This is a genomic window from Janthinobacterium sp. 1_2014MBL_MicDiv (assembly GCF_001865675.1).
In the GTDB taxonomy this organism is placed as follows: domain Bacteria; phylum Pseudomonadota; class Gammaproteobacteria; order Burkholderiales; family Burkholderiaceae_D; genus Janthinobacterium.
Map to the genome: position 1 here is coordinate 841,439 of NZ_CP011319.1, position 16,660 is coordinate 858,098.

Genomic DNA, 16,660 nt, shown 5'->3' on the forward strand with positions numbered 1-16,660 from the left:
GGGCGCGCATAGGGCATTAACCCTATTGTCGGTTTGCGCGCGGCGTGGCTGCATCCCGGCGGCCCCATCTTGGCAGCGCCACCCCGGCGGCGCCGCTCAGCCGACCTGCGCCTGAGTTTGTCCACCATCACACGACCACGATATTCGCCTGCGCCTTGAGCGGGCAGGGCAGGCTGTCGTCGAAGGTGATCTCGATGGCGCTGGCGACGAACATGCCGCCGATGTGCTGGGCGGCGATTTCCGGCGGCGTGCCCGGCTTGGTCAGGTTGACGTCTTGCGCGAAGACAAACACGCGCCAGGTGCCAAAGACCTTCTGTCCATACTGCAGCAAGGTGCGGTAAGCGCGTTTCAAGTCCAGGCTGCCGGCATAGACGCCATCGTTGGCGCCAGGATCGAAGCTCAGGCCGTCATCGGTCAGCGACTCGACGAAATACAAGCCCTGCGGCGCCTGGAATAGCACGAACGCATACAGTTCCGTGCCGCGGAAGACATTGCCATTGTCGCGCTTGAAGCTGGCGCGTACCCACAACGGTTCATAGGCCTGCACGACGGCGGGCGTATCCGTTTCCACGGGGCCCGCCACATGGATGTTGACTTGCGTTTCAGTGACTGCATGCTGGTAGGTGGCGCCCGTGGTGAAGCGTTCGTACTGCCAGCTGATGTCGGCCGTGTAGGGCAAGCCCGCGTTCGGCGCCTCCGGCAGGACCCACTTCGCCACCACGCGTTCGGCCAGGGTCAGTTCGCCGGCGGCCGGGGGTGTTGCTTCCTGGCCACGCCAGAACGGGTCGGCGATATCGGAACAGGCGACGGCGATGGCGCCCGAGGCGATGGCCGAAGCCACGCCCGCCACCGTGAATTCGGGCTGGCCCGAACCGGCCCCTTCGAGCGAGCAGCAGTCGACGCTGGGGTCGGTCTCCTCGAAGGTGCCGCCCACGCTGAAGCTGGCCTTGCCGGAACCGAGCGCGGCTGAAATGATGGCGACCAGCGCGGCGATAATGGCGATGATGATGGCGAGAATCTTCCACCACGGATCGGAAAACGGCAAGTCCCCGTGCGTGCCCGCGTAGGCGGGGTTCGGCGTCCAGACGAGGGTCATGCCGGTCGGCACGATGGGACCGAGGCCGGGCGGACAGCGGCAGTCCTTGTTGTCGCCGCCCGTGCTGCCCCAGCGCTTGCCGGGCAGATGGCCTTGCGGCTTGGACAGTTCCAGGGTGCCTTCCTCGACCGTGCACGTGTAGGTATTGGTGGCGCTGTCGAAGCGCGTCTGCGAGACGAAGATTTGCTGGATCGAGCGGCGCGGCGCGTAGCCGTCGGCCTTGGCGACAAAGCTGACGAGGCGCTTGCCGGGCGCCGCATGCTGGAAGTCGGCATCCCACGTCACCAGCATGGCCGCGCCGGCCGGGACGCTGGCAAAGAAGAAGGTGCGCGCCACGGGCGCGATGCCGGGATCGCCCACGCTTTCCAGGTACACGGTGACGTTGTTGAGCGCGCTGCTCGACATGTTCGTCACGTGGGCCGCGATGCGCAAGCCGTAGATGGCATTGTCGAAGATGCCGTCCGGCAGCATGATATTGGTGACGGGTTCGATCGCGAATGGCCGCGTTAACACTTGCATGGGCGTGTCGCTCATGATGCTTGCTCCTCGGGGCTGTGCTGCTGGTCCTCGCCTTGCTCCTGATCCAGATCAACGACGATGTACGTGATGCCGCCCAGTACCTTGCCATCGCGCGTTTCCAGCACGCGCAGCAGCGCATATTGGCCACGGGGCAGCGCTTCGGCGCGCAAGCTCAGGTACACGGGCACGGCCTGGCCGCGCGGCACCTCGACCTCCAGCTTCTGTTCGCCGGGGCCATCGCCATTGCAGTGCGGCGTGCGCGCCAGGCCCGCCGCCAGGCGCGCCTCTTTTGCCGGCTGCCATTTGTCGAGGCCCAGGGTGGCCAGCAGGCGCTCCGGCAGTTCGCCGCCTTGATCGATATGCAGTTCCACTCTCTTTGCCTCGCGCGGCAGGGCCGCCACCGCGATGGTCAGCAGCTGCGCGCGCCTGGCCGCCAGCACCACCGTCACATTGCGCTGGGCGATCTGCTCGTGCAGCGTGGGCTGGAACGGGAAGCCGTTCGGCAGCGGATCGGGCAGCGGGTTGACGTCGCCGGCGCCGTGCGCCACGGCCAGCAGGCATTCGTGGCCGCCATTGACGATGACGGGCACCCAGGGCACCAGGCACAGCACTTCCTGCGTGGCGCCAGGCGCCAGGTCGGCAAACGCGGAACCGATCGGCGTGGCGGCGCCGACGGCGATCTGGCCCGAAGGATCGGCCCAGTAGAAATCCACGCGCACGCCGTTCGAGGCACTGTTGCCCGTGTTGTGCACGCGGCCCCACAGGTAGTTGCTGACGCCGGCAATGGGCGCGCCGGGCGGACCGTTCGGATCATTACCCGGCACGACCCAGATATCGGCGCTGTCCCACCACCAGGGCTGGCCGTCTTCGATGATCAGGTGGGCTGGCATGGCAATCTCCTTGTGCGTGGCCTGTGCTGGTAGCTTAGGCCGTGGCGGGCGATGCTCGTTGATCGGTATCAAGCCCTCTGAATTGTGGCGGCACGTGTTTATGTAGAGCCTTGCGAAAGGACTTTTATAAAGATTGACTAAGGCATCTTTGCTGTTATGCCGGAAATAGGTGGTATTGCTGGTCAAGGATGCGTTATTATTTGAAAGATAATTTAAGGTGTTTTTTGTAATTTATGGGTATCGGTTTTATCGTCATGCCAGGGAATATTCTCCCTGTAATAGATGAGTGACGTAGGAAGAGGTATTTTTGTGAATAAGGAAATTGAATACCAATGTCAAGAATTGAGCTGCCAGTCGACATACCACTCGACTGTGAATTTTTGTCCTTTTTGTGGAGTGAAGCAAACGGCCATCAAGGTAAAAATAATTTCACCTGTATTAACTGTTCCACACGTAGACAGGACTATGTCGTTGCCTATGAGTGAACAGGTCTGGACCAGCGCCTCTGAAGTTAAGGAAGATAACGCGCCGAAGGAACTGTTATTTTCAAACCCTGTTTTTTGGGAGGAGGCGCAGAAACAGTTCAATAAGAATATTGCCGATAGTGTTTCAAACGCATACTGCGATTGCGTCACTTTTGGTGTTCTAGTGCGAAATGGAAGGAAGGCTTTAGGCGTGGATTTGAGGCGAGTGGAGTCAATTGTGTCGTTGGCTTTGCAACGTTTAAATGTCGTCAATGAAAAAGGGTTGTTGGATGAACTTGATGCGCTACTACACACTTTTACAGATATTGAAAAAAGGTTAGATAAAAAGAGTCGTGTCGACGCTTTGCAAAGCGTCTGTAAGCCGCGCTTTGGTGCGATGAAGGGGGTCGATTTTGAGGTGGCAGAGCGATTTATCAACGATTTTTGTCGGAAAAATAGCGTGATGCAGCGGTCAGGTATTTGGGGGTGGAAAATTTTGTAGTGTAGGTAAGATGGCGAAGATTTTATTTGGTTTGATCATTTAGATAGAAACTTTTAGAAAACTGAGGGAAATATGAATCAATCTGATTTGGACTGGCTGAAGAACCGAGTAGCTGCGGCTGTAGACGATGATTTTTATCTGGATCGAGGTGAAGAGCGACGCATTAAAGAAGAAGCAGCCGCACGCGGTATCGTCAGTAGGGAAATAGAGTTGGTAATTCGTGAGCAGTTAGATGAGTATTCCGCAGTGTCGGAGCGTGCACTCGTGGAAGAGCTCGATAGGTTGTTGCATCAGTTTACAGACAATGACAAGAAGTTGGATCAAAAGGAGGAGCGTCTGGCGCTGAGTAAAGTAGTGAACGCGGCGTCTGGAAAACGTGTTGGACTTGATCCTCGTGTGGCAGAGGAATATGTGACAAGTTTCTGCAAAGCAAACGGTGCATCGCGTTCGACGGATACAAAAAAATGGCTTGGTTCCCAGATGGGACTGGTACTTGTCGCTATTGCAGTTGTAGGTGCTGCTATCTTCTTTGCTACTCGGCCATCGAAGGACGCGAAGGATGCGAATCCTGGTGCAGCGGCACAGGTCAATGAGAGTCGACCTGTGGGGACGAACGCAATTAAGCTCAATGAAAATGACCGTTCTGAAATCGACGATCAGTTGCGTCGTGCTTCTCTTTACATCGAGAAAGCTCAATACACTGATCCGCCGGAGAGTTCGGCTAAAGCTTCACTGGATCAAATTCGGCAGATTGACCCTGAGGGCCAATATCGTGGCGAAGAGGTCAAGGGGCTTGCCAGCAAGATAGTTGATCATTACATCAAACTAGCAGAGAAAAGTGCGGCATCGAATGATCTAGGCGCCGCTGCCAAGTGGTTGGCACGTGCGAAACTGCTGAATCGTGATCGTGAGGTAATATTGGAAAAGGAACGAGCATTAGGGCTGGTGAAGGCGGAGCGTTGAATCTGCGCTATCTCCGCCAGCAGATATAAGTAGAGTTCGTGCAATGAACAGGGCATTCGATATGATCGTAAGCCTTCCATTGTTGCATGAGCAGTAAAGGTTGGAACGTGCCTGAAAAAGTGAATGAAATGTGCATCAACGCCGCTTGCGGCCGCTACTTGCCGCTGTGCGTGGCGCATTGTCCGTTTTGCGGCGCGCGCCAGGCCGCTGAATCTATTGTTTTACAGAAAGTATCGCCGTCCCCGGTGACGCCGCCACCGTTGCCGCCGCCGGTGCCGCGCATGCCGCCGCCTGTCCCCGTAGCTGCACCCATGTCCGTGCCGCAGCCGGCGACTGCCCCCGCGCCGCCCGCTCCGCAGCCGAGTACGGCACCTGCTGCTCCGCCGCCCAAGGCGCCGCCCGTCAAGCCTGCCGCCAGGGGCTCGGTGCCGCCGCCGCGTCCGCCCGTGCGCCTGCGCACGTGGATCGCGGCCGGGGTGCTGCTGGCTGGCATCTGGTTCATCAACAAGCCAGCCGACAAGCCGGCCAGCGTGACCGAGCAGGTAGAGGCGGCCACGGCGCTGGCGGCGCAGTGCGACCTGGACGGGGCACGCAGCGCGCTGGCCGTGCTGAAAAGCGCCAAGGCGCCGGCCGCGCAATTGAAACGCTTGCAGGCGAGCATCACGACGGCCACCGCCGCGTGCGAGAAGACACAGCGGCGCGAACAGGCATGGAGCACGGCGCAGGCATCCGTCAACCAGGCGCTCGACGGGGGCAAGCCGGATCTGGCCGCCACGCGGCTGGCCGCGCACGTGAAGCGCTGGGGCGACGATCCGGACACGCTGGAACTCGATGCCAAGGTGAAAGTGGCGCAGGCCAGCGCCCAGCTCGACGCGGCCGACGCCTGCCTGGCCAAGGGGGACCGCGTCTGCCTGGAACGCAGCCTGATCGCCGCCGAGCGCTACAAGCGGCCGGAACTGGCGGCGCGCACGCAGGCGCTGCGCGCGTCGCTGTCGCAATTGCTCGAGCATTCCCTGCTCGATGCGGCCCCGGGCCAGTAGCGCCGGATAGCACGGAATGAAAAACGCCCGCCGCGGCCAGGCCGGGCGGGCGTCGCGATGCCGTCCCTGTCGACGGCTATTCTTGCGGCACCAGGGCCAGCGCCGCGCTGAAGTCGCCCATGGCCTTGCCGCCATTGGCCACCAGCGCCTTGTCGCGCGTGGTCAGGCCGTCGAGTACGGGCAGCGCAAAGCGGTGCGTGATGGCGCGCAGGATGGACGCCGAATCGTATTGCGTATGATCAACCAATCCCTTTTTCACGTACGGCGAGACGAGGATGGCCGGCACGCGCGTGCCCGGACCCCAGCGGTCGCCCTTCGGCGGCGCGGCGTGGTCGTAGAAGCCGCCATTTTCATCGTAGGTGACGATGACCAGCATGTTCTTCCATTGCGGACTCTTTTTCAGCTGGGCGATGACGCCGGCGATATGCGCGTCGCCATCGGCCACGCTGGCATAGCCCGCGTGCTGGTTCAAGTTGCCCTGCGGCTTGTAGAAGGTCACGGCCGGCAGCTTGCCGGCGCCCGCGTCGCTGAGGAACTGGCTGTCGAAGTCGCGCAGGTGGGCGGCGCGGTAGGCGGGCGCTTTCACCGGGTCCATGCTGGCGAAGTAATTGAACGGCTGGTGGTGGAACTGGAAGTTCGGCGGGCTGGGGAAGCTGCCGGCGCGCGCGCTGGCCGTGGCCAGGGCCGTCGTATCCTTCCAGGCGCCCGCATACCAGGCCCAGTCGATATTCTTGGCTGACAGCAGGTCGCCGATATTCGTCTGCGTCTGCTGCGGCAGGGTGGTGGCCTTGCCGGTGTCCGCATACAGCTTGCTGCTGTCGCCCGAGGCCGGGGCGTTGCTGCTGGGCTGGAAGGGCGGCTGCATGGTGTTGACGGCGTAAAACATGCCGTTGCTGTCGGCCGGCGTCAGCGCGCCGTCATTGGCGTAGGCGGGCGCGCCATTCAAGACCGTGGCGGGCGCCGTGGCGGACGGCGTCAGGCGCAGGAAGTTGCCCTTGGCGTCGACGTCGATCTTCGCGATCGACCCTTTCGCCACCGAGGTGTCGGCATTCGGATAGGTGGGCGCGCAGGCGCAGATCAGGTACTGGTGGGTGAGGAAGGAGCCGCCGAACGCGCCGATGAACAGGTTGTCGGCCAGCGCATATTGCCTGGCGATGTCCCACAGCTGCATCTTGCTGCCGTCGTAATAGCCCATGGCCAGGCCGCCGGCGTCGGAATAGGCCGCGAACTTGTCGTTGGCGCCGCCGTTGATCTGCATCTGGTTGTTGTAGAAGCGGTGCACGAGGTCGCGCGTGATCACCGATTGCGGCAGGTACAGGGGGCTGCCGGCGGCGTCGATCTGGAACGGCTTGTTTGGCAGGTTGGCCGACTGCGCCTGCGTGATGACGGTGCTCTGGCCGGCCGCCGTCATGCCGCCCCAGGTGGGCGGCAGCACGGGCAGGGTGCTGCCATCGATATCCTTTTGCGGCACGTAGGCGGAGGTCGACGTGGGGTTGACGCCCGGCACGCCATTGGCGCCCGGGAACAGGCCGTACAGATTGTCGAAGCCGCGGTTTTCCGCGTAGATGACGACGATGGTCTGGATATTGTTCAGCGCCAGCGCGCCGTTCAGCGCGGCCAGTGCATCGGCGGGCGCCGCCTGCGCGCTGGCGCCGGCGATCAGCGCCGTGACGCTGGCGTTTTCCGCCTTCAGTTTCGCCAGCTCGTCGCCGCTGGCCTTGTTGAAGTCGGACGCCAGTCCCGCTTCCGACACGCCGAGGCGCGCCGCCAGCTTGCTGCTGGCGGCCGCAAAGTCGCCGCCATTGCCTTCCATGACTTGCGCCAGTTCCGTCGACAGGGCGCTGACGAACGCGCCGTGGCCAGCGGGGGCGCGCAGCAGCAGTTTTTGCGTGACCTTGCTGCCGCTGTCGCCGATGGCCTCGTGGCGGATGGCGTCCGTGCCCACCGTCACCAGCACGGCGCCCTGGCCTTCCAGGCTGTAGCTGCCGTCGGCCGCCGTCCTGACGGGGGTCGAGGCGCTGTCGCACGTCAGTTTGGTCGTGCTGCTTTCCACGCAGACCTGGGCGTTTTCATAGTAGCTGCCGATGACCTGGCCCGTGATGTGCGGCGTGACGGCGTAGTCGCTGCCGCAGGCCGCCAGGCTCAGCGACAGCAATAATGGCAGGGGACGTAGGACGGGAGCTAAGGTGATTCTGGCGTGCGGTTTCATGTTCATGCCTCGTGGGGGGAAAACGTCGCATGCTAGGCAGGCAATATGTCAGCTGCGTGACATGTCAGGCGCTGTTACATGACGTAATGTACGGACTTGATACATTACTTTTCGCAGGGTCTTGTCACGCAGCTGTCACATGCCGTTGCTACGCTGCCACCCCATGTTGAAACCGAATCCTTCCCTGCTGCTGGCGGCGGCCAGCGCCATCTGCCTGCTGGCCGCCTGCCAGCCCGCGCCGCCGACAGAAACCCAGGCCGCTGCTGCACCTGCCTACCTGGCGGGCGCCTACGCGCCGACGCTGAAACGCCAGCCTTCGGTACAGGAAATGACGGCCATGGGGCGCGCCATGTTCTTTGAGCCCAGCCTGTCCGTCTCGGGCAAGCTGGCCTGCGCCAGCTGTCACAGTCCCGAACACGCCTACGGCCCGCCGAACGGCCTGGCCGTGCAGCTCGGCGGCCCGGAGCTCAAGGATGCAGGCACGCGCGCGGCGCCATCCTTGCGCTATATCCAGAACGCGCCGGCCTTTACCGAGCATTTCCACGACGATGACGGCGACGACAGCGTCGACGCTGGGCCGACTGGAGGGCGCAACTGGGATGGCCGCGCCCAGTCCGGCCATGAACAGGCGCTGGCGCCCCTGCTGTCGCCGCGCGAGATGGGCAACCGCGATGCGGCGGCCGTGGTGGCCAGGTTACGGGCCGGTCCCCTGGCCGCGCAATTTCGCCGCACGTATGGCGACGATATCTTCGCGCAGCCGGGTCAGGCGCTGCGCTGGGCGCTGATGTCGCTGGAAGTGTTCCAGGAAAGTCCGGCCGACTTCTATCCGTACACGAGCAAGTACGACGCCGTGCTGCGCAAGCAAGCCGTTTTGAGCCCGCAGGAGGCGCGCGGCCTGGCCCTGTTCAATGCTGAAAACAAGGGCAATTGCGCCTCGTGCCACATCAGCCAGGTCAGCCCCGGCGGCGTCTTTCCGCAATTTACCGACTACGGCTTGATCAATCTCGGCGTGCCGCGCAACGGCCGGTTGCCGGCCAATACGGACCCGGCGTTCTTCGACCTGGGGTTGTGCGGCCCGGACCGCACCGATTTGACGCAGCACAAGGAATATTGCGGCAGCTTCAAGACGCCGTCGCTGCGCAACGTGGCGCTGCGCCAGGTGTTCTTCCATAACGGCAGTTTTGCCAGCCTCGAGCAGGTGCTGCGCTTTTACGTGCAGCGCGACACGGCGCCGCAGAAATGGTATCCGCAAGACAGGAACGGCAAGGTGCACAAATACGACGATCTGCCGCCGGGCCTGGAAGCGAACGTGAATGGGGAAGCGCCGTTCGACCGCCAGCCGGGCCAGGCGCCGGCCCTGAATGAACGCGAGATCGCCGACGTGATCGCCTTCCTGCACACCCTGACCGATAGCGACCAGCTGGCCCACGCCAGACACTGACAGGATGGCGAAAAGATATCAAGATACCATTGCTTACAAATACGCTACAAATCCGTGTTTTTATGTGCGTTAGCGAACGCTCGAAAATTTTATCCAGGTGTATATTGCGGACTGATCTGTGTCTTTTGATAACAATGAAAGGGAATATCATGAAAGTAAGCAAAAATTGGATGACCCTGTGCGCCGCCGGGATGATGGTCGTTGCGCTGGCCGCCTGCCAGAAGAAGGAAGATGTCGCAGCCGGTCCTGCAGAGCAAGCGGGCCAGAAGATCGATGCCGCCGCAGCCAAGGCTGAAGCCGACATCAAGGCTGCCGCCGCCAAGGCCGATGCCGCCGTGAGCCAGGCCGCTTCCGACACGGGCGCGAAGATCGACCAGGTCGCCGCTGACGCCGACAAGAAAATGACCGAAGCGGCCGATGCCGTCGGCCAGAAGGTGGAAAAAGCCGGCGAAAAGATCCAGGACGCCGCACACAAGTAATCGCTGCTCATCTGGCACAGGCCGCTTACGCCGGCCTGGCCGCTTGCAGCCAGTGACCGTGGCGGCCGCTCAGCCGGCCGCCGCCGTACCGCAGGCACCCGGGGCGTCGTCCGCAGCCGGGGCCGCCGCCATGGCGCTGCCCTTCTCCTCCTTTGTACCCAATACCACGCTCAGGTCGACATAGCCGTCGCGCCACGCCCGTTCCAGGTCTTGTTCCACCGCCTCGAGCGTCGTGCGTTCCACGTGCCGGAAGCCGCGCAAGCCATACGCCCGGTTGCGTCCGTGCGCCTTGGCCAGGTACAGCGCCATGTCGATCAGATTGACGCTGCGCTCCCAGCTCAGGGGCTGGCCCAGCGGCGACAGCGGATACGGCGCGAAACCGACGGAAACGTGCACGCCGATCGCCTGTCCCTGGTATTCGATCCTTTGCGCGGCCACGCCATTGAGGATGCGCCGCGCGATATCGTCGAGTCCATCGCGCGCGACGGCGGGCAGGAAGGCAAGGAATTCCTCGCCGCCCCAGCGCACGATCATGTCCGTTTCGCGCAACACCTCGTGCAGGGTTTCGGCGATGCTGGTCAGCACCAGGTCGCCTGCCGCATGGCCGTAGCGGTCATTGATATGCTTGAAATGGTCGACGTCGAGCAGGAACAGCGCACCGACCACGTCGCTTCCCGCGTACGTTTGCAGCGGCTTGCCCGCGTGGTTGCGCATGAATTCCTGGAAATGCCGGCGGTTGTACAGGGCCGTCAGCGGGTCGCGCGAACTTTGCCGCTTGAGTTCCTGGTTCTTCACCTTCAGCTGCACGTTCGCATGGCGTACCTTGCGGTACAGCATGCCGACGATGACGGAAGCCATGGCCAGCACCAGTGCCAGCAGCCACCACACGCGCTGCTGCAGGCGGCGGTTGTCGAGTTCGGCGCTCTTGATCTGGTTTTCGCGGCTCAGCAGCTCGATCTGGCGCTGCTTCTTTTCCATCTCATATTTTTCCTGCAGCTCGTACACGGCCTTTTGCCGCTGTTTCTCGAACAGCTGGTTGGAAATGCCCCGTTCGCGGTGGTAGGCCGTGACGGCGCCGCGCATGTCGCCCGCCTTTTCCAGCGCCTGGCCGTATTCGAGCAGCACGGCCTGCATGTCCGGCTGGTTGGCCGTGCGCTCGTAGTATTCGAGGCCCGTGGCCACGCTTTGCTTGCCTTCCTGTAAACGCCCCTGGCCGATCAGCGCTTGGCCGATGTTCAGGCGCGCCGTCGCCTCCACCTGTTCATTGTTGATCAGGCGGGCCGCCGTGATGGCCTCGTTCGCGTAGCGCAGGGTTTGCGGATAGTCGCCTTCCTTCAGATAGCTGTCCGACAGGTTGACGAGGGTGGTCGCCACCATGCCGCGGGCGCCCAGCTTGCGTTCGAGGGCCAGCGCCGCCAGCAGCGCGCGCTGGCCCCGCTGCGGCTGCTGCGCATCGAGTGCCAGGCCGTATTCCGTGTTCTTCGCCTGCGCCATGCGGCCCGGCGATTCCAGCGTGCCGGAGACGGCCAGCAATTCGTCGAGCACCTGGAAACCCTTGTCGTATTCGCGCATCTGCGTGTACAGCAGGGTGAGGGCGTTCAGGGCGGCGGCCAGGCTGGACGGCGAATCGCTCTGGCGCGCCAGGTCGACGGCGGCCTGCAGCTTGGCCAGCGCGGACGGGAAATTGCCTTCCTCGGCCCACGACTGGCCCGCGCTGATGGTCGCCTGCACGCGCACGGGCAAGTCGTCCGTGCGGTTGGCGATCTTTTCTGCCTCGAAGGCCAGCAGGTGCGAGGCGCGGCGCTCGTTCATGGCGAACGTGATGTAGGCCTTGCACAGCATGCCTTTGGCCAGCGCCACGTCGTTATTGTGCTGGCGGGCGTAGGCGATCAATTCCTCGGCCAGCTGCATGGCGATATCGTTCTGCCCCAGGCGCATGCGCACGGTGCTCAGCTGGGTGAGGAATTCGGCGCGCACCGCCAGGGGCGCGCTGCGCGCCTGCGTTTCCACTTCCTCCAGGCGCAGCAGGGCGCGGTCCGGCACGAAGCGGCCATCCTCGCGCACGGCGTCGATGCGCTGCAGCAGCTCGTCCTGGGCGCCGGCGGCGGGCGGCAGCAGGCATGCCAGTGCCAGCAGCCAATGCGCCTTCCGCCATGATGCCCGTTTCTCTCTGCCTGCCAACTTCCCGCCCCCGCAATGACACTCTTGTCTGCAAAGATTATATTCTGTTGCAATCAAGAAATATCACGCGGCTTGCAGAAATTTGCGAAAGTGCACACTCCCGGCATTGACAAAACAGCATTACTGCGCCAGCTGCTGCAGCAGGTACAGGCGCTGGTACAGGCCGCCTTCGATCTGCATCAGGCTGTCGTGCGGCCCCGACTCCGTGATGCGGCCATGATTGAGCACGATGATGGTGTCGGCGTCGCGGATGGTCGACAGGCGGTGGGCGATGGCGATGATGGTCACCTTGCCGCGCAATTCGTTGAGGGCCAGTTGCACGATCTGCTCCGTCTGGCTATCGATGCGCGACGTCGCTTCGTCGAGCAGCAGGATGCGCGGCTGGCCGGCCAGCGCGCGGGCGATGGCGATCAGCTGCTTCTGTCCCGACGACAGGCGCGAGCCGCCTTCGCCCAGCGGCGTGTCGTAGCCGTGCTCCAGCGCCGCGATGAAGTCGTGCGCATGCGCGGCGCGCGCGGCCGTCTCGATCTGCGCCTGCGTGTAGCCGCGGCCCATGTCGATGTTTTCGCGCGCCGAGGCGGCCAGCAGGAACGGGTCTTGCGGCACCAGGCCCACGTCGGCGCGGAAGTGCTCGTTGTCGATGCTGTCGAGGGCGGCGCCGTTGATGGCGATGCTGCCCTGCGTGACGGGATAAAAGCGCAGCAGCAAGGACAGCAGGGTCGACTTGCCGCTGCCCGTGTGGCCGACGATGCCGAAGAAGGCGCCGTGCGGAATTTGCAGCGACAGGTCGTGCAGCACGGGCTGGTTTTCCACGTAGGCGAACGTCAGGTGCGCGATGTCGACGGCGGGCGTGTCGATGCCGGCCGCCGCATGCCGCAGGGCCGGTGTTGCCTGCTTCGGCGCGTGTTCGAGCGCCTGCGTTTCGTCGAGCAGGGCCGAGACGCGCGCCGTCGCCACCACCGACTGCTGCAGCTGGCTGAACTGCATGGTGATCTGGATCAGCGGCTCGATCACGCGCGCGATGTAGCTGATGAACGCATACAGCACGCCCACTTCCACGGCGCCCATTTCGCGGCGGCCGAAGCTGAAGATGACGACGGCCAGCAGCACTATATTGAGCATGTCGAGCGCGGGGCGCAGCAGCCAGGCGTTGGCGCGCAATTCCTGCATGCGCGCCGTGTAGTGGTCCTGGTTGATGCCCGTGAAGCGCGCGCCGAAGCGCTTTTCCGCGTTATTCGCCTGCAGCACGCTCATGCCGCCGATCGATTCGGCGATCTGCCCGTTGATTTCGCTGCGCAGGGCGCGCGCGCGCGTGACGGCCGGCGCGCTCCAGCGCTGGTACAGGAAGACGATGACCAGCACGGCCGGCAGCAGGGCCAGCACGATCAGCATCAAGCGCCAGTCGAGGAAGGCCATGGCGGCCATGGTGCCGACCAGGACGATGGTGCTGTCGAGGATGACGAATAGCACTTGCACGTACAGCGATTTCACCGCTTCCGTGTCGTTGGTGACGCGGCTCACCAGCTGGCCCGTGATGGCGCGGTCGAAGAAGGCCATGGGCAGGCGCAGCACGTGCTGGTAGACGGTTTCGCGCAGGCGCTGCACGGAACGCATGGCCAGGCCGGACAGGCGCACCAGCTGCAGATAGCGCAGGCCGGAAGCGACCCAGCCCGTCAGCAGGCAGCCGCCCAGCAGCAATGCCATGCGCGTCCAGTCCAGGTGGCGCGGCAGCAGGTGCTGGTCGATCAGGGCCTTGCCCAAAATGGGGCCCGTCACTTCGAGGGCGGCGGCGATGATCAGCCAGAACGTGGCCCAGTTCAAGTGGCCGATGTCGGGCGCGGCGGCGCGGCGCAGCAGGCCGATCGCCTGCATGGCCTGGCGGCGCACGGATTGCGTGGCGGTGCTGGCTTGGTCGGTCTTAGATGGCATCGAGGCTGGCCTCCAGTTGTTGATAGCGCCACTGGCTGGCATACCAGCCATCGCGCTGCATCAGCGCGTCGTGGTTGCCCGTTTCCGTGACGTGGCCATCGCGCAGGACGAGGATCAGGTCCGCGTTGACGACGGCGCTCAGGCGGTGGCTGGCGATGATGGCGCTGCGCTCGGGGCGCTTGCGGCGCAGTTCTTCCAGGTGCTGCAGGATGCGCGTTTCCGTGCCCGTGTCGACGGCGGAGAGGGCATCGTCGAGCAGCAGCAGGCCATTGTCGGCCAGCAGGGCGCGGGCAATCGCCACGCGCTGGCGCTGGCCGCCGGACAGGGTGATGCCCTTTTCTCCCACGTGGGTGGCATAGCCATCGGGGAATTGCAAAATATCGGCATGGATGTCGGCCAGCTGCGCCGCCCGCTCCACTTCCTCGCGCGTGGCGCCGGGGCGGGCCAGCGCGATGTTGTCGGCGATGGTGGCGGAGAACAGGAACGATTCCTGCGGCACCCAGCTGATGGCCGCGCGCAGCGCATGCAGGGTGTAGGCGTCGAGCGCCTGGCCGTTCCACGTGGCCGTGCCCGATTGCGGCGTGACCTGGCGCAGCAGCACGCGCAGCAGCGTCGACTTGCCGCTGCCCGTCGGACCCACCAAACCCAGGGTCTGGCCCGGCAGCAGGCGCAGCGAGATGCCGGACAGCGCCGGCGCCGTCTGGCCCGCATACGCAAAGCCGATGTCCTGCAATTGCAGGGGACCGGGCGTCAGCGTATCAATCGTGCCATGGTCGTCGATGGCCAGCGGCGCGTCCAGCATCGGCTGCAGCCGCTGCCAGGCGGCACGGCCCCGTTCGATCAGGGAGAGCACCCAGCCGGCGGCGAACATGGGCCAGATCAGCTGTCCCAGGTACATGGAAAAGCTCGTCAGCGCGCCGATGGTCAGCTGGTCTTGCCATACCAGATAGCCGCCCAGGCCCAGGGTCAGCGCCGTGGCGGCCGTCAGGGTCAGGCCGACGGCCGGTTCATATGCCGCTTCCCAGCGCTGCGCCGTCAGGCTGGCGTTCGCCGCGTGGCCGGCCAGGGTGGAGAACTGCTTGCTGCTGCGCTCTTCCAGGCCCAGCGCGCGCAGGGTGCGCACGCCCGACAGCGATTCCTGCACGTGGTCGTTCAGCGCGGAAAAGCGTTTCAGCGAATCCGTCGACGCCGTGTGGATATGGCTGGAGATGCGCCAGAAGGCCAGTCCCATCAGCGGGAACGGCAAGAGGGCGATGCAGGCCAGGCGCCAGTCCACGCCCAGCAGCATGATGCCGAGCACCATCAGCAGGGTCAGGGTGCCGTCGAAGCCGGCCAGCATGGCTTCGCCGGCGGCCATTTCGATGGCGTCGATATCGTTGGTCGCCAGCGCCATCAGGTCGCCCGTGCGCTGGTTCTGGTAAAACGACGCGCCCTGCTGCGACATGCGCGTGTAGAAGCGCGTGCGCAGCATCACGCCCAGCTGGTAGGCGGCCTTGAACAGGGTGATGCGCCAGCCCACGCGCAGGAAGTAGATGACGACGCCGACGGCGAGCAGGGTCAGCAGCTCCAGCCACAGTTCGGCAGCCGTCATGCGGTGCGCGGCCAGCGCGTCGATGATGGCGCCCACGCGGCGCGGTATCCAGACGGTTAGTGTTGCCACGCCCGTCAGCATGACGGCGGCGGCGGCATACGCCGGCCAATGCTGACGCACGAAGCCGGCGATGAGCCTCGATAAACTCATGGTTACCTTTTGTTTTGCAGTAATGGGGTGTCGCGGGGCGGAAGGACGGGCACGCGGACGGAAAGTACGCGTAGGATACAACACGGCGGAAAAATGCGCTGCGGACGGGCACGCAAAAAACGGGCCGTAGCCCGTTGTGGTGTTGCCTGCCGTCCTGCGCGATGCTTACTTGCGGCCGCTGCCTTTGCCGCCGCCGAGCATGTCGAGCTGTTTCGACGGCGTGCCCTTGGCGGCAGGCTTGGCTGCCGGCGCGTGGGCGGGCTTCACGGCCGCCTTGGTCACGGTCTTGCTGGCGGCGCTGGCCGGCTTGGCGGCCGGTTTGCTGGGTGGAAGCGGCTTGGCTGCCGGCTTGGCCACTGCGGGCGCAGCGGCGGCTTTTGCGGGCGTAGCTGCTGGGGCCGGGGCTGGCTTGACGGCTTCAGGCTTGGCGACCGGTTTCGCTTCCACGGCCTTTGCGGCAGGCTTGTCGGCGGCCTTGGCTGCCGGTGCCGGTGCCGGTGCTGCAGCGGGGGCGGCCTTGGCGACCGGCTTGGTCACTTCGACGGGCTGGGCCGGTGCAGGCTGGGCGACGACGGGCGCCGCGGCCGCTGCTGGCGCTGGCACAGGTGCAGGCACGGCAGCCGGCTTGGACGCGGGCGCGACGACGGCCAGCGTTGGCTTGGCCGCCACGGGAGCAGGGGCGGCTTCATCGAGGCGGGCCTTGGCCGAAGCCAGCAATTCCGCCTGCGTGCTCGAGGCGATGCCGAACAGCTGGCGGCTGTAGGCCAGCACGCTTTCGATATTCGGCTGCGCCTGGCTGCTGCTGTAGCTGAAGAAATCGCGCGGATCCTGCGTTTCCAGCAGGTGCTGCGCCGTTTCGGCCGTGTGCGACAGGGCGGCCTTGCCCGCGTTCAGGTTCAGCGCGATGATTTTCTCGGCGCTTTCAAAGACTTTGCTGGTGATGGTGCTGAAAATCTGCAACTGGCTTTCCAGTTGCGATTTGGCGGCGTTGGAAAATTGTTCAGGAATTGGAAACATATTTACTCCTTTATACGGATTAAAATGCTGGCAAAACGCTCTGCAAAATCCCGAAAACCAGAGTTGGCCGCGTTTTGTAAAGTATGTAGCGTGCTGAATAGCTGATCATAGGCTGATTTTGATGCAACGCAATATGAATATTCTAGCGGTGATTCGAGTTGGTTGAAAGTTATTTTTATCTTACCGGTT

12 protein-coding genes are annotated in these 16,660 nt (G+C 63.7%); 5 read left to right on the forward strand and 7 right to left on the reverse strand.

Translation table 11 applies throughout. The features are described from left to right. Positions 1-127: 127 nt before the first annotated feature. The gene (locus YQ44_RS03670; RefSeq protein WP_071322225.1) at positions 128-1,630 is read right to left on the reverse strand and encodes a hypothetical protein; all 1,503 of its coding nucleotides are present in this window, start codon (positions 1,628-1,630) and stop codon (positions 128-130) included. Continuing rightward, a complete protein-coding gene (locus YQ44_RS03675; protein ID WP_071322226.1) occupies positions 1,627-2,505 on the reverse strand; it encodes a hypothetical protein in 879 nt (292 codons plus the stop codon). Before YQ44_RS03675 ends, YQ44_RS03670 begins: the two co-directional genes overlap by 4 nt. 309 nt (positions 2,506-2,814) lie before the next feature. Between YQ44_RS03675 and YQ44_RS28620 the strand changes: the two genes are divergently transcribed. From YQ44_RS28620 to YQ44_RS03690, 3 genes are all read left to right on the forward strand, one after another. After that, positions 2,815-3,471, forward strand: a complete 657-nt coding sequence (locus tag YQ44_RS28620; protein ID WP_198043866.1) for a hypothetical protein — start codon at positions 2,815-2,817, stop codon at positions 3,469-3,471. Between the two features lie 72 nt (positions 3,472-3,543). After that, entirely contained in the window at positions 3,544-4,434 is an 891-nt protein-coding gene (locus YQ44_RS28625; RefSeq protein WP_156894680.1) for a hypothetical protein, read from the forward strand. A gap of 311 nt (positions 4,435-4,745) precedes the next feature. Next, the gene (locus YQ44_RS03690; protein ID WP_198043867.1) at positions 4,746-5,474 is read left to right on the forward strand and encodes a hypothetical protein; all 729 of its coding nucleotides are present in this window, start codon (positions 4,746-4,748) and stop codon (positions 5,472-5,474) included. 76 nt (positions 5,475-5,550) lie between these two features. Here YQ44_RS03690 and acpA read toward each other — a convergent pair whose 3' ends face one another. After that, positions 5,551-7,683 (reverse strand): acid phosphatase, encoded by a 2,133-nt coding sequence (acpA, locus tag YQ44_RS03695; RefSeq protein ID WP_156894682.1) that lies wholly within the window; start codon positions 7,681-7,683, stop codon positions 5,551-5,553. A 139-nt stretch (positions 7,684-7,822) separates the two neighbouring features. Between acpA and YQ44_RS03700 the strand changes: the two genes are divergently transcribed. Continuing rightward, positions 7,823-9,124, forward strand: a complete 1,302-nt coding sequence (locus tag YQ44_RS03700; protein WP_071322230.1) for a cytochrome-c peroxidase — start codon at positions 7,823-7,825, stop codon at positions 9,122-9,124. 149 nt (positions 9,125-9,273) lie between these two features. Next, positions 9,274-9,603 (forward strand): hypothetical protein, encoded by a 330-nt coding sequence (locus YQ44_RS03705; RefSeq protein ID WP_071322231.1) that lies wholly within the window; start codon positions 9,274-9,276, stop codon positions 9,601-9,603. 69 nt (positions 9,604-9,672) lie between these two features. On the opposite strand, the gene YQ44_RS03710 is transcribed toward YQ44_RS03705, so the two are convergent. The 4 genes from YQ44_RS03710 to YQ44_RS03725 all read right to left on the reverse strand — a co-directional run bounded on the left by YQ44_RS03710 (position 9,673) and on the right by YQ44_RS03725 (position 16,471). Further along, positions 9,673-11,784, reverse strand: coding sequence for a sensor domain-containing diguanylate cyclase (locus YQ44_RS03710; RefSeq protein ID WP_335589259.1), 2,112 nt, complete (start codon positions 11,782-11,784; stop codon positions 9,673-9,675). A gap of 120 nt (positions 11,785-11,904) precedes the next feature. Continuing rightward, positions 11,905-13,713, reverse strand: coding sequence for an ABC transporter ATP-binding protein (locus YQ44_RS03715; RefSeq protein ID WP_071322232.1), 1,809 nt, complete (start codon positions 13,711-13,713; stop codon positions 11,905-11,907). Then, the gene (locus YQ44_RS03720; RefSeq protein ID WP_071322233.1) at positions 13,703-15,454 is read right to left on the reverse strand and encodes an ABC transporter ATP-binding protein; all 1,752 of its coding nucleotides are present in this window, start codon (positions 15,452-15,454) and stop codon (positions 13,703-13,705) included. The genes YQ44_RS03715 and YQ44_RS03720 overlap by 11 nt, the downstream gene beginning before the upstream one ends. Before the next feature lie 165 nt (positions 15,455-15,619). Further along, positions 15,620-16,471 (reverse strand): phasin family protein, encoded by an 852-nt coding sequence (locus YQ44_RS03725; RefSeq protein WP_071322234.1) that lies wholly within the window; start codon positions 16,469-16,471, stop codon positions 15,620-15,622. Positions 16,472-16,660 lie beyond the last annotated feature (189 nt).